Raw genomic sequence first — 13,431 nt, 5'->3', positions numbered from 1 at the left:
CGTCTACGGTTGCGAGATACGAACGATGCACGACTGACGTCTCGGGGACGGCCCTCGCGACGATGAGACAAACGGGAGGGTAGCTGCCATGGGCAAGGCCGATGTCGATGTTACATATCAGGACATGCGGGATGCCGCCAAGCGACTCAAGGACGAGCGGCAGGACATCGACCGCAAGCTGGATGACCTGCGCAAGTACATCCAGAGCCTGGTGAGCGACGGCTACGTGACCGGTCGGTCCTCGAAGCAGTTCGACCAGTCCTTCGACGAGTTCACCACCGGCGCGAAGAAGACCATCGAGGGCCTTGAGGGAATGGGCGACTTCCTGAAGTCCGCCGCCGACGCCTTCGAGAACCTGGACTCCGAGCTGGAGAAGGGCCTCAAGGGCTGACCTTCGCGATTCGGTTCGGTTCGTTTCGCTTGGCCGGGGCGCCGTGGCATCGTGTTCGGTGCGGCGGCGCCCCGCTTCGTAGTGACTGGGGGAGAGGCTCATGGGCAACGACGGCGACAGGCTGGCGATTCCGCTCAGCGAGCTCGACGGCTTCGGCGGGCGGCTGCGCAGCATCAAGAACCGGATGAACCGCACGAAGGCCACCTTCGAGTCGTACCGCGACGACATCGGGGACGGCGGTGTGGTCGACAAGCTGGAGGACTTCGAGTCGGGCTGGGAGGACGGTCGCGGCGACATCGACGACCAACTGACGAGCCTGGCCGAGATGTCCGACACCGTGGTCCGCGAGGCCCACAAGGTGGACGTGGACCTGGAGAAGGAACTCCAGAAGGGCACGAAGAAGGAGGAGAGCCAGGTAGGCGGCGGCAAGTAGCCGCCCTGCCCCCGCTCTTCCGGCCCGGCGGTCCCCGCCGGGCCGTCGCCGTGCTCGCCGGCCGTGCCCCTGAGCAGTTGCCCCTGAGCCGTGCTCCCCGGCCGGGATTCCCAGGTTTCCTACGCCCCGGGTCCCCTACGCCCCGGCCTCGTGCGCCTCGCCGCCGGCGGCGGCCCCCGGCACGTCGAACCCGAAGGTGCGCCCGATGTGCGCGAGCCGCATGCAGTAGGAGTCCAGCAGGAAGACGGACGGCGTGGTGATCGTGACGTAGGCGCAATAGCCGCGTGGCGCCGGCACGATCAGCTGCAGCGACGCGAACGGGACCATCGGCGCCGGGCTCACCTCGCCGGCGCCGGGCAGGGTGAGCGACCGCAGCGACGCCGACATCACCCCGGGCCCGCCGGGGAGCTTCACCGCCAGCAGCATGTCCTGCGCGCCCTGCAGTCCCTTGCCCAACTCGTAGTCCAGCTCCACGGGTTCCTTCGCCCCGGCGAAGAACTTATGCTCTTTCGCGCGAAAGATCCCCTCCGCCGCCATGAGCTGGTCGTCGTGGTCGCTGGGCCGGGCGGACACGGCGAGCAGCCCCATGGAGAGCCGTTCCTCGCCCTCCACGTCCTCCGTGCCGACGCACATGGCGGTGAGGATGGTCGTCTCGCCGCCCTCGGCCATCATGGGCAGGAACGTGCGCATCTGCATCCCGGCGGCTGCCAGCTCTGCCTCGTCCGCGTCCGGCATCAGCCGGCCCAGCGCCTCGTCCCAGCCCGCCAGGGTGTCGGTCTCGGGAAGGCGTACGAACTCGTCCGGCACCCGGTAGCTGAAGGCGTACGGGACCTTGCGGGCACCCTCGGCCGCCGTCATGCCGCCGTCCCCAGCTGGGAGGGGCTGAGCCCGCGGGTGAAGCTGTCGCCGGCCGACGTCAGCATCGCGGGCGGATCGACCCGGGGCGGCAGCGGACCGGGCGCGACCACGTCGCTCTCCGGCTCGAAGTAGTCGGCCAGCGCCGAGATCGGCCCGACGACCGGGATGTCGGCCACGTTCCAGTCGCCGTCGGTCCACCGTCCGGGATTGATGTTGGAGCCGATGGCGAACCCGGCACCGGCGATGGTGGCCGACCAGTCGACGAGGTTGCCCGCGGCCACGTGCGCCCAGCCCTGGCCCGACATGGCGAAGCCGCGCAGCGAGTTGGCCACGCCGCTGGGGAGCCGGGCGAGGTTGCCCCAGTTGCCGGGGCCGATCCGGCTGAGTGCGGCGGCGAAGCCCTGGGTGGCGCGCAGGTTCCGCCCGGCCTGGACCAGCGCGCGGCCGGACTGCGCGAGCCGCATCCCGGCGCGGCCGAGGCCGCCCGCCAGCACCCCGGCGGCGTCCCAGGCCAGCGTCTGCCAGGTCATGCCCTCCGCGCCCCCGGCCAGCGCGATGGCGTGCGCGGCGAAGGCGCCCATCCCGACGTACAGGCCGATCAGGGCCAGGCCCGCGAGGCCGCCGAACGGCAGGGCGAACAGGCAGATGATGCCGATGACCATGGCGACGTCGGCCAGGATGTCGCCGATGAGCTTCCAGAAGTTCGGGTCGGTGATCGTGTCCCACGCGGCTTCGAGAAGGTTTCCGAGGTCGTCAAGACGCCGCTCGAACCAGTTGGGCTCCGGCGGCGCGTCGTCGGCCGCACTCCTGATCTGCCGCGCGGCCGTCTCGGCGTCGCCGTTGAACTCGTCGTTCAGCGTGCGCGCCCGGCCCCGGATCGCCTCCAGCTCGGCCGCCGCCGCGTCATACGAGGCGGTCTTGCCCTTCTTGTCCTCCTGGTGGTCTTCCTTCTCCTTGTCCGTCATCCCCTCGGTGTCGCCCGGCAGCCCGTCCAGGGCTTGCTGCGCCGAACTCACCCGCCCCGCGGCGGCCTCGGCCTCCAGCTCCAGCTTCCGGGCGCGGCTCTGGTAGCCGGCCAGGCCGGACTCCCACGACGACAGCGCCCGGTGGGCGGCGTTGAGGGAGGTGAGGGCCTTCTCCAGGTACGGGGGGATCTCGGACACGGAGTCGCTGAAGGCGTCGGCCGCCTTGCCGACCCAGATGCCGTCCGTCTCCCCGATCCGGCTGAGCTGGGACTGCGCCGTCCCGCTCTGGCCGGTGACCGTGCCGATCGCGGCGACGAGGCGGCGTACCGTGTCGAGGTCGCCGGGCGTGGGGTCGAAACCGAGGTTCGGGAAGTCTTCGGCGCGCGTCACTTCTTCCCCGCCTTCTGCAGCTCGTCGTGGAGCTTCTTGTCCAGCTTCTCCAGCTCGTCGGCCGCCGTGACGACGAACTCCGAGACGCCCTTGGTCAGCTTGGAGAGCTGGCCGAAGCCGTAGTCCCACGAGTCCGCGAAGTCGTCGCACGCCGAACGCAGCTCGTCGTGGCCGACCAGGCTCGCGTCGGTGTCGGCGATCTTCTTCGAGGACTCCTTCATGCGGTCCCCGCTGGACTCCAGGGTCCTGGCCATCGCCATGACGTCGTCGTGGAAGAACCTCAGGAATGACACGAATCCCCCCGGGTGTGTCAGAGCATCTGCTACACGGAACGTGTTCGTCGCTGCATGATAGGAGACGGAAATCGGCGTCCACGGTTCCCTGCAGAGGACGGTCATGTCTCTACACCCCCAACTCCGGGCCCAGCTGCGCGCGCTGCTGAAGGCAGGGGAGCAGGGCGCCGAGACGTACACGACGATCAATCCGTGGAACTCCCGGCGCACGTTCGCGGCTTTCGCCTACCTCGCCGAGCAGTACGGATACCGCTACGCCGGCCTCTCCGGGAAACACCGCCCCGGCCGCAGCCACCCCGTCTTCGCCTTCCGCCGCCTCCCGGACGCCGCGGAACGCGCGACCCGCACGCGCTCCCGCTACCCGGACGCCCCGCTCGGCGGCCCGCTCCCGGGCATGACCTCCGGCCGCACGCCGGAGCCGCTGCCGGAGGCGCGGCAGGAGGTGGAGCTGCTGCACGCGCGGATCATGGTGGACCTCTACGGCACGTCGCGCCGCCCACGGCTCCGGATGCTGGCGGTGGCCGTACCGCTGGGCGTGCTGATCGCCCTCGCGGTCAACGGCTCGTTGCGGCCGGCGCCGCTGGCGGTGGTGGGTGGGATCACGGTGGTGTGGTGGCTGTACCTGTGGGTGGCGTCGGCGATCATGCGGCGGGGGCGGGGCAGGTACCGCGGGATACTGGAGCAGGCGGGGGTGGAGTGGCCGCCGGGCGGCGGGTGAGGTGCGCCCACGTGCGCCCACGTGCGGTGCGTGCCGGGGGCGATGCACTTGTGGATGTCAGTCGCGGGTGCGGGTGAAGTCGCCGCGGGCTATCCGGGGGGCCAGGGCGTCCCGGGTGAGGGAGCCGTAGCCGGTGGCCGCCCAGACGCTGTCCTCCGTGGGGGCCTCGAAGTACGGGACGTCGCGGCCGTCCACCGTGTCCGTCAGCACCTCCGGGGCGCGGCGTTCGCGAAGCGCCCCGGTGCAGGTGTCGCAGGCGGCGACGTGGAGCTGGCGGCGGCGGCCCAGGGGGCGCCAGCGGGTGCGGTGGGCGGCGCGGCCGTGGAGGGGGTTGAAGAAGCACAGGGGGAGCGGTGGCCCGGTGCGGCGGGGGCGGGTGTCGCGGGCGGCTTCCATTGCGTCGCGGCCCTCCGCGACCAGGGCCAGCACGCCGGCCAGGTCGGCGCGGCTCCGGGCGCCGTCGAGGACCGTGCCCGCCGCGGCGTACGCGTCGAGCGCCGCGTGGAGGTGCGCCGCCTGGTCGGCGGCGCCGGCCTCCACCTCCCGTACCGCCTCGCCCAGGGCCACGACCTCCTCCTCCGCGCGGCGGCGCAGCTCCGCCTCGTCCGCCGCGCGGGCCGCGGCGAACACCGCCTGCGGTGTGGCGAACGGCGCCGTGGCGGCGCGCGGACCGGGGCCGCGGCGGCGGACGTAGCGGAGCGCCCCGGCGGCGAGGACGGCGGCCAGGGCGATGCCGCCCAGGACCAGGACCAGGGGCCACGCCGAACCGCCCTCGTCCGCTTCCCCCTTCGCGCCCTTCGCGCCCTCCGCGCCCGCTGAACTCTCCGTGCCGCCCTCGCCGTCCGCCGGCGGCGCGTCGGCGCCGAGGTCGGCCACGGCCTCGTCGTAGACCTCGGTGCCGTTGCCCGCGTCGATCAGCTCGACGGCCTTCGCCACCCGGGCCGCGAGCCCGGCGTCCTTCATCTCGTCCAGGTGCCCGACGGCCCCCACCGCGTCCTGCGCCTGGTGCTCGTCGCCGGGCCACTCGTAGCCCTCCAGCCAGTCGGCCTGTTCGCTGGTCGTGACGAGGATCAGAGCGCCGCCGCCGAGCCGCCCCCGCACCACCTCCGCGAGCGTCCCGGAGTCTCCGGCGAAGTCGTCGCCCTCCACGAGCGGTACGAGCACGACCTTGATCGGCAGCCCGGTCTCCTCGATCTGCGCGGCGATCTCGCGCTGCCGTGCCTCGTCCACGGCCCCGGTGTAGGCGTCGGATACGTAGACGGGGGAGTCGCGGAGGTGCCCGGCGATCTCCTCCCCGGGGCTGGGCGCCGCCCAGGCGGCGGAGGCGGAGAGGAGCACGAGCAGCAGCCCGGCCAGGGCGGCGACCGCGGCGCGGGCGCCCTGCGGGCGGCGGCGGGGCGCGCCGGCGCGCGGCAGCCCGACCGCCGCGGCGGCTGCGACCCGCGGGCGCCTCGGGGGAGTGGTGTGGCGTGCGGGCCCCGGGCGGGCGGCTTCCGGTGTCGCGGCGGCACCGCGCGACTCACCCTGCGGGCGGAGCCCCCGGGTGGTGGCCCGCGCGGGCGCCGCGGCTGCCCCGCGTGCCCACTCTGCCGCGCCTGCGTCGCCGGCCCGCCGCGCCGCACCCGCGCTCTGCGCGCTCTGCGCACGGGCCGCGTCGTGACCCGGTCCGGGACCGTACTCAGTCGTGGACACCGGCGGACTCCTGTACCTCGCGGATCAGTCGGGCTATTCCCTCGCGGGCCGCGGGCAGCGCGCCCGGGGCCGTGTCGTACGGGATACGGGCCTCCCCGCGCGGCGCCGGGAGCGTGAGGCGCAGCGTGTGGGCGGTGCCCGGGCTGGACGCCGCCGCCGCGCGGCAGGCCGCGCAGAGGGGGACCGCCCTGGCCGGTGCCCCCGGGGCGAGGCGGGTTCGCTGCTTGGCGCGGGCGGGGCCGTGGAGCGGGTTCAGCGTGCAGAGGCTGTTCGCCGGGGTGCCGCCCGGGCGGGCCAGCGTCGCGCGGCCCGCGCGGGCCAGGGCGATCGCCGTCGCCAGCGCCTCCGGCGGTGCGTCGCGGTCGATGCGGCCGTCCTCCTCCGCGTCGACCAGCAGCCGCGCCGCGTCCAGGCAGTCCCACGCCCGCGTGCGCACCGCGCCGTCGGGGTCCGCGGCCTCGAACTCCCGGGCCAGTGCCTCCAGTTCCGCGTGCGCCGTGCGCCGGAGGTACGCCGCGGAGGGGTCCGGCGGTGCCTCGTATCCCGGCCCGGAGCCGGCGGCGACCCCCGGCCCGGAGCCGGCGGCGACGGCCGCCACCGCGAAACCGCCCCGCAACCGCCGGCCGATCCCCACCGACCCCGCCACCGCGCCGAACGCCACCGCCGACCCCAGCACCCCCACGAACAGCCCCGGTACGAAGTCCGCCGCGAACACCGACGGCAGCGCGTCCTCCGCCACCGGGTCCGGCGGGTCCACCGGCGACGGTGCCGTCCCCGGGTCGCCGCCGCGCCGCGCTCCGGTCAGCTCGTCCACCAGCATGCCCACCCGCTCGCCGAGCCGCAGGTCGCCGTCGCCCACGTCCTCGTCGCGCGGCGGGTACCCGATCTCGTCCGGCAACAGGTACAGGTCGACGTCGAGCCCGATCCCGATGTCCGCGGCGTTGACGTAGCCGCTGCGCGGGTCGGCCAGCACGTAGATGCCGTCCTCGCCGGCCGTCCGGCCGAGGGACTCCAGGAACGTGTCGCCCTGCCCGCCGGACTCGTCCTCCGGCGCCATCGGCACCGAGGCCACGTACACCGGCACGTCGAGCGCGCCGATCTTCTTGCGCAGCCCCCTCAGCTCCGCGGCGTCGATCTGCGCCGGCGACTCCGGGTCCACGTACACCGGGTCCTTCGCCAGGCCCGCGGACACACGGGCCAGTCGGGCCGCCATGTCCGCCCGCGTCGGCGGCGGGCCCGGGTCGGACGTCTTCTCGTCGTACCTCGCCGCCGCGCCCAGCGCGATGCCCACGGCCAGCACGGCCGCCGCCGCGACCGCCGCGAGCAGCCCCCGTCCGCCCCCGCCGGCGGACCGCCCCGCCGCCGCCGGCTTGCCACCGGCCGCCGCCCGGCGCCGCCGCGACCGGGCGCGCGTCCGCAGCACGTACGGCACGAGCAGCAGCGTCAGCAGCGGCACCCCGGCCAGCGCGATGCCCGTCAGGAACGACTGGTTCGCGCGGTCGGTGCGCGAGATGTGCAGCTTGTCAGGTTCCTCGCTCGGCCCGTTGTCCGCGTCGCTGCCGTACTTCTGCCGCGCCGCCTCCGCGCGCCCCGCCGGGTCGTCGTCGGTCAGCGCCTCCACGAAGCGCTGGAACGTCAGCAGCGCGCCGGCGTCGTACGGCAGTTCATACTGCGCGACGGTCTCCGCCGCCGACGCCGGCACGTCGACGCCGAACGGCACGGCGGTGATGCCGATGCCGCTGCCGTCCAGCAGCACGTACAGCCCGTCCCGGCGCAGCCGGTCGTGTACGGCGCCGAGCAGCCGCTCGTCGAACGCCTCGCGCTCGGCCAGCAGCACGACGTACGTCGGCACGCCCGCCCGCTTCGCGACCTTCGCGACCTCCGCGGCGGCGGAGCGCGGGAACTCGCGCGGGGCCTGGTCCGTGACGTACACCGGATTCCTGCGCAACTGCTCCGCCAGATACGCCGCCTGCCCGCTCGCGTCCCCCTCCGCCCGGCCGGCCGCGGTCGCGGCGGTCCCGGGCAGGCACGCCAGAAGCAGCAGCAGTCCGGCGGCCACCGCCGTCCGCCAGGCCGGGAAGACGCCGGCGGTACGCACCGGCACCCCCGGCGCGCGCGTCGACCCCGCCGCCGAACCCCCCACGAACTTCACCATCCCCCCGAACCGTGCAAGCCGGCCGCACACCCGCCGCCGCACCGGCCGGCGCACGCGTATCCCCCTTTCCCACCAGATCGTAGCGACGACCACCGGCATCCGTAATCGCGCCCCGACGCCCGCGGAATTCCATCCAATTGACGAGTTGGCGAGTGCACATATCCGGATTCGCCAATATCCCGTCCACAGGTCTGTCACAGAGCACCCCGCCGACACCGCCGCCGGGCCCGCCCCCGGCGTGCGCGCGGGCCCGCAGGCCGCCGAGGCCGGCCTCGCGCGCCCCCGGCAAGCTGGCGATATGCCGTTCCGCAAGGTCGTCGTCCCAGCTTTCGGAACTGTCGACGGGCTGTGACGCTCTCGTTGCCCGGCGCGGGTTGAGGGGGGTTTAGGCTACTGCTACGGTTCGATGGCTTGACAACCTGTTGCGGCGTTCTCGGCCGATCAGGTAGGGGAATTTCGGCCAGGAAACGGCGAGTTACGGGGTGATTCCGTGAAGACCAGGGAACGCACGGCAGCCGCGGGCGGCAGGTCGGCCGCCCCTGTTCCGCAGTCCGGCGACAGACTGCCGTTTGCTCCTCGCGAACGCAAACCCGCGTTGGCGGCACTGGCCGTGCTGCTCATCCTCGCGGGCGCGTTGGGCACGGCCGTGCTGGTGCTGCGCGCCGGCAACCAGGTGGCCGCCGTGCAGATCTCCGAGCGCGTCCCCGCGGGCGAGGGCATCTCCGAGGAGGACATCGAGCAGGTGATGATGCCGGAGGACAGCGACATCCCGTACATCCGCTGGAACCAGCGGGGCGGGCTGGACGAGTTCTACGCGACCACCGACCTCGTCCCCGGCAGCATCCTCGTCTCCGAGATGATCCAGGAGGGCAAGGGCCTGAAGGCGGGCCAGACCGTGGTCGGCGTGACCATGGAGTCCGGGCAGATGCCCGGCGGCCTGATCGACGGCGCCCGCGTCGACGCCTACTTCGTCGGCGACAACGCGAGCACCACCGAGGATTCCGACACCGGCACCTCGGGCACCACCGCGACCGGCGACGTGCTCGCCGAGGGCGTCAAGGTGCAGAGCATCAGCAGGGGCGAAGAGGGCACGGTCACCAGTGGAACCGTCACCGTCAATCTCCTCGTCGACAAGACACAGGCAGGTCCCCTCGTGGCGGCGGCGTCCGAGAACGAAGTCGGCCTGACTCTCGTATCCAGCAACAGCTGACGTCGGCACGGGTCTTCACGGGAGCGAGGGAACTCACCATGGCGCTGATCGCAGTCGCGGCCGACAAGGGCGCGCCCGGCGTGACGACGACCGCCGTCGCGCTGGCCGCCGTCTGGCCCCGGCGTGCGCTGCTCGCCGAGGCGGACCCGGCGGGCGGCGACCTCGTCTACCGCTCGGTCGGGCAGAACGGCAACCCGCTCGACCCGAACACCGGCATGCTGTCGCTGGCCGCCACCGCCCGCCGCGGGATCGCCGCGGAGCAGCTGTGGGATCACGCGCAGCCGATGTCCGGCGGGCTCGACGTCATCGTCGGCCTCGGCAACTCCGACCAGGCCGCCGGGCTCACCCGGCTCTGGCCCACGCTGGGGCGGGCGTTCGCCGCGCTCGCCGAGTCACCGCACGGCGGCGCGGACGTGATCGCGGACTGCGGCCGCGTCGGCGCCGACTCCGGGACCCTGGAGCTGTTCTCGCACGCCGCGCTGGTGCTGCTGGTGGCCCGCGCGCTGCCGGAGCAGATCGCGCGGGTACGGGACCGGGCGTCGTCGCTGTCCGCGCGGCTGCACGGCACGCAGCGCGGCGCCGCCGCGCTGGGCACGCCGCTGATCGGCGTGCTGCTGGTCACCGAGCCGTCCGGTGCCGCGAAGGTCGCCGGGCAGGTCAACGACATGCTCACGGCCTCGCAGTCGGGTGCCCGCGTGCTCGGCGTGGTCGCGGACGACGTCGCGGGCGCCGAGCAGATGGCGGGGCGCCGCCGCGGGCGGGCGGAGAAGTCGATGCTCGTACGCTCGATCCGCAAGGTCGCCAGCGACATGCACCAGACCTTCGGCAGCTCGCTGCTCGCCGAGCCGGCCGCCGCGGGCGCCCCGCAGCCGCCGTACGGCGGCGGCGTGCCGCAGGCACCGTACGGCGGAGGCGTGGCGGGTACGGGCCAGGGCGCCGGCCCGCAGCAGCCGGGACAGCCCGGGCAGCCGGGTCAGCCGGCCCACGCCCAGCCGCATGGCCAACAGCCCCCGGCCCCCGGTCAGCCGGGTCAGCCTGCCGCCCCCGGCCAGCACCCCGCCTACGGCGCCCCCGCCCCCGGCCAGGCCCCCGGCCCCGGCACCACCCCCGGCCCCGGCCCCCGCCATGGAGCCGCCCGATGACCAGCGGACCCGCAGTAGACCACGGCCTCGTCAAGCGCTTCCGCCAGGAAGCCGGCGACCGTATCGCCCGGCAGCGTCACGAGGACCAGCTCGCCGGCGTCACCCCCATGTCCGCCGAGGACGAGCGGCACTTCGCCCGCGCCGTCATCGCGCAGATCCTGGAGGACTACGCCCGCTCCGAGATCAACTACGGCCGCACGCCCCTCGACGCCGAGACCGAGGAGGCGTACGCCGCGGCCGTGCACGCCGCCCTCTTCGGCGTCGGCCGGCTGCAGCCGCTGCTGGACGACCCCGAGGTCGAGAACATCGACATCAACGGCTTCGACCACGTCTTCGTCGGCTACGCCGACGGCCGCGAGGCCAAAGTCGACCCGGTGGCCGAGAGCGACGAGGAACTCGTCGAGCTGATCCAGATACTCGGCGCCTACTCCGGCCTCTCCTCCCGCCCCTTCGACTCCGCCAACCCGCAGCTCGACCTGCGGCTGCCGGACGGCTCCCGGCTCTCCGCGGTCATGGACGTCACCCGCCGCCCGGCGCTGTCCATCCGCCGCGCCCGCCTCGGCAAGGTGTTCCTGCCCGACCTGGTCGGCAACGCCACGATCTCCCCGGAGCTGGGCTCGTTCCTGACCTGCGCCGTACGGGCCCGTAAGAACATCATGATCGCCGGCGCCACCAACGCCGGGAAGACGACGCTGCTGCGCGCGCTCGCCAACGAGATCCCGGCCGTCGAGCGCCTGGTCACCGTGGAGCGCGCGCTCGAACTGGGCCTGGACCAGTTCCCCGAGCTGCACCCCAACGTGGTCGCGTTCGAGGAGCGGCTGCCCAACTCCGAGGGCCACGGCGCCATCACGATGGCCGAGCTGGTGCGCAGGTCGCTGCGTATGAACCCGTCCCGCGTCATCGTCGGCGAGGTGCTCGGCGACGAGATCGTCACCATGCTCAACGCGATGTCGCAGGGCAACGACGGCTCGCTGTCCACGATCCACGCCAACAGCTCCTCCGAGGTCTTCAACCGCATCTCGACGTACGCCCTGCAGGCCAGCGAGCGGCTGCCGGTGGAGGCCAGCCAGATGCTGGTCGCCGGCGCCATCGACTTCGTCGTCTTCATCGAGCGGCGGAACCTCTACCACCAGGGCGGCGGCCTGCAGCGCATGGTCTCCTCGGTGCGCGAGGTCAACGGCGTGGACGGCCGGGTCATGTCGTCCGAGGTCTTCAAGGAGGGCCCGGACGGCCTGCTGCACCCGCACGCGCCGATCAACTGCATCGACGAGCTGATGCCGTTCGGCTACCAGCCCAGCGGGGATTGGAGGTAGCGGCGCATGAACAGCACGGTCTTCTCCATGACGCTGCTGTACGGGCTGCTCGCCGGCGCCGTCGTCGGCGGCGGTGTCGCGCTGCTCGTCGTCGCGCTCCGCGGGCTGCCGGCGAAGCCGGAGCACGAGAAGCTGCAGGAGGGCGAACGGGCCGCGGAGCTGGTCCGGTTCGCCAGCCAGCGGGCGACGCTCGCCGCGGTCGCCGGGCTGCTGGTGCTGCTGCTCACCCGCTGGCCGGTCGCGGGCCTGGCCACCGGCATCCTGGTGGCGTTCTGGGACAAGCTCTTCGGCGGCGCGTCGGCGGAGCGGATCGCGATGAAGCGGGTCGAGGCGCTGGCCCAGTGGACGGAGTCGCTGCGCGACACGATCGCCGGCGCCGTCGGCCTGGAGCAGGCCATTCCGGCCTCCGCCCGCGCCGCGGCGCCCGCGCTGCGGCCGCACCTGGACGCGATGGTGGACCGGCTGCGGTCCCGTACGCCGCTGCCGGACGCCCTGCAGCACCTCGCCGACGACCTCGACGACGCCTCCGCCGACCTGATCATCGCGGCCCTCATCCTCAACGCCCGGCTGCGCGGCCCCGGTCTGCGCGAGGTGCTGGGCGCGCTGGCGAAGTCGGCGCGCGAGGAAGTCGACATGCGCCAGCGCGTGATGGCGCAGCGCGCCTCGACGCGGCGCAGCGTGCAGATCGTCGTCAGCGTCTCGGTGGCGTTCGTGCTCGGCCTGTCCGTCTTCAACCGCGGCTTCGTCGAGCCCTACGGCTCGCCGATGGGCCAGGCGGTGCTGGCCTGCGTCTGCGCCCTGTTCGCGGCCGGCTTCTGGTGGCTGCGCAAGCTGTCGACGATCGAGACGCCCGAGCGCTTCCTGGCGGGCGCGAAGCAGCCGCCGCAGCAGGTCGCGTTCGTCCGGCCGCGTGAGGAGGTCTCCTGATGGAGTTGCAGGGTGCGGACACACTGACGTACTCCGTCATCATCGGCGCCGTCATGGGCCTGGGCATCTACCTGCTCGTACGGGCCCTGGCGCCCGGCCGCCGCGGCGCGGTCGCGACGGTGGCACGGGTCGACGCGCTGCGCGCCCGCGGCGCCGGCCGGACGACCACCTCCTCGGCGCAACAGCAGGACGAGGGGCGCCTCGGGGGGCTGCGCGCCCAGGTCGGGCAGCGGGCCGCGGAGTTCTACCTGCGGCAGGGCTGGGAGCAGCGCTCGCTGCGCTCCGACCTGGCGGTGCTGGACCGCTCCTGGGAGAGCTTCCTGGCGACGAAGGTGCTGCTGTCCGCGGTGGGGCTGATCTTCGGCCCCATGGTGTACGCGTTCATCTCGGTGGCCGGCTTCGGCCTGAACCCGGTCATCCCGGTGTGGCTCGCGCTGGTCGCGGCGCTGCTCTTCTTCCTCCTGCCGGACCTGGAGGTACGCAGGGACGCCGCCGACAAGCGCAAGGACCTGCGCCGCGTCGTGGGCGCGTACCTGGACCTGGTGGCGATGAACCTGGCGGGCGGGCGCGGCCTGCCCGAGGCCCTGATGGCGGCAGCCGACATCAGCGACGGCTGGGCGCTGCGCAGGGTCCGCAACGCACTGGCCGACGCCCGCATCACCGGCACCAGCCAGTGGCAGGCGCTCGGCAATCTCGGCGACGAGCTGGGGATCGAAGAGCTGAAGGACCTGTCGGCGTCGCTGGCGCTGGTCTCCGACGACGGCGCGAAAGTGCGCGAGTCGCTGGCGGCCAGGGCGGAGACCATGAGACATCGCGAGCTTGCCGAAATCGAGGGGGCGGCAGGCGAGAAGTCGCAGTCCATGCTCGTCGCACAGCTGCTGCTGTGCGCCGGGTTCCTGGTCTTCCTGGTCTATCCCGCGGCGATCCGCGTGCTGCAGGTCTGA

At 73.6% G+C, this 13,431-nt stretch carries 13 protein-coding genes; 8 read left to right on the top strand and 5 right to left on the bottom strand.

Going from position 1 to position 13,431, the window contains the following annotated elements; genetic code table 11:
- The first annotated feature begins 88 nt into the window (after positions 1–88).
- Both T328_RS31210 and T328_RS31205 read left to right on the top strand, forming a co-directional pair.
- Complete coding sequence (locus T328_RS31210; protein ID WP_027770582.1) at positions 89–391, top strand: WXG100 family type VII secretion target; 303 nt, start codon at positions 89–91, stop codon at positions 389–391.
- 100 nt (positions 392–491) lie between these two features.
- Positions 492–824, top strand: a complete 333-nt coding sequence (locus tag T328_RS31205) for a hypothetical protein (RefSeq protein WP_496499585.1) — start codon at positions 492–494, stop codon at positions 822–824.
- Positions 825–959: 135 nt separating this feature from the next.
- On the opposite strand, the gene T328_RS31200 is transcribed toward T328_RS31205, so the two are convergent.
- Genes T328_RS31200 through T328_RS31190 form a run of 3 tightly spaced genes read right to left on the bottom strand, consistent with a single transcriptional unit; the run spans position 960 to position 3,330 of the window.
- The gene (locus T328_RS31200) at positions 960–1,682 is read right to left on the bottom strand and encodes a hypothetical protein (protein ID WP_496499584.1); all 723 of its coding nucleotides are present in this window, start codon (positions 1,680–1,682) and stop codon (positions 960–962) included.
- A complete protein-coding gene (locus T328_RS31195; protein ID WP_496499583.1) occupies positions 1,679–3,037 on the bottom strand; it encodes a putative T7SS-secreted protein in 1,359 nt (452 codons plus the stop codon). Before T328_RS31195 ends, T328_RS31200 begins: the two co-directional genes overlap by 4 nt.
- On the bottom strand, positions 3,034–3,330 hold the full coding sequence (locus tag T328_RS31190; protein ID WP_496499582.1) for a hypothetical protein: 297 nt from the start codon (positions 3,328–3,330) through the stop codon (positions 3,034–3,036). Before T328_RS31190 ends, T328_RS31195 begins: the two co-directional genes overlap by 4 nt.
- A 103-nt stretch (positions 3,331–3,433) precedes the next feature.
- On the opposite strand from T328_RS31190, the gene T328_RS31185 reads away from it, so the two are divergent.
- The gene (locus T328_RS31185; RefSeq protein ID WP_496499581.1) at positions 3,434–4,048 is read left to right on the top strand and encodes a hypothetical protein; all 615 of its coding nucleotides are present in this window, start codon (positions 3,434–3,436) and stop codon (positions 4,046–4,048) included.
- Positions 4,049–4,105: 57 nt separating this feature from the next.
- Here the strand turns inward: T328_RS31185 and T328_RS31180 are convergent, their stop codons facing one another.
- Positions 4,106–5,464 carry a hypothetical protein gene (locus tag T328_RS31180; RefSeq protein WP_496499608.1) on the bottom strand — a complete coding sequence of 453 codons (1,359 nt, stop codon included), beginning with the start codon at positions 5,462–5,464 and terminating at the stop codon, positions 4,106–4,108.
- 262 nt (positions 5,465–5,726) lie between these two features.
- Positions 5,727–7,895 (bottom strand): hypothetical protein, encoded by a 2,169-nt coding sequence (locus T328_RS31175; protein WP_496499580.1) that lies wholly within the window; start codon positions 7,893–7,895, stop codon positions 5,727–5,729.
- 490 nt (positions 7,896–8,385) lie between these two features.
- On the opposite strand from T328_RS31175, the gene T328_RS31170 reads away from it, so the two are divergent.
- The 5 genes from T328_RS31170 to T328_RS31150 are packed head-to-tail and all read left to right on the top strand — an operon-like array spanning position 8,386 to position 13,431.
- Positions 8,386–9,105: a CpaB family protein gene (locus T328_RS31170; protein WP_496499579.1), complete on the top strand. Its 720-nt coding sequence runs from the start codon at positions 8,386–8,388 to the stop codon at positions 9,103–9,105.
- A 38-nt stretch (positions 9,106–9,143) separates the two neighbouring features.
- Entirely contained in the window at positions 9,144–10,247 is a 1,104-nt protein-coding gene (locus tag T328_RS31165) for a hypothetical protein (RefSeq protein WP_496499578.1), read from the top strand.
- Positions 10,244–11,560 (top strand): TadA family conjugal transfer-associated ATPase, encoded by a 1,317-nt coding sequence (locus tag T328_RS31160; RefSeq protein ID WP_496499577.1) that lies wholly within the window; start codon positions 10,244–10,246, stop codon positions 11,558–11,560. Before T328_RS31165 ends, T328_RS31160 begins: the two co-directional genes overlap by 4 nt.
- Before the next feature lie 6 nt (positions 11,561–11,566).
- The gene (locus T328_RS31155; RefSeq protein ID WP_496499576.1) at positions 11,567–12,487 is read left to right on the top strand and encodes a type II secretion system F family protein; all 921 of its coding nucleotides are present in this window, start codon (positions 11,567–11,569) and stop codon (positions 12,485–12,487) included.
- Positions 12,487–13,431, top strand: a complete 945-nt coding sequence (locus T328_RS31150) for a type II secretion system F family protein (RefSeq protein ID WP_496499575.1) — start codon at positions 12,487–12,489, stop codon at positions 13,429–13,431. The genes T328_RS31155 and T328_RS31150 overlap by 1 nt, the downstream gene beginning before the upstream one ends.

This window comes from Streptomyces sp. CNX435 (assembly GCF_059570575.1).
This window is presented reverse-complemented; position numbering and strand designations above follow the sequence as displayed.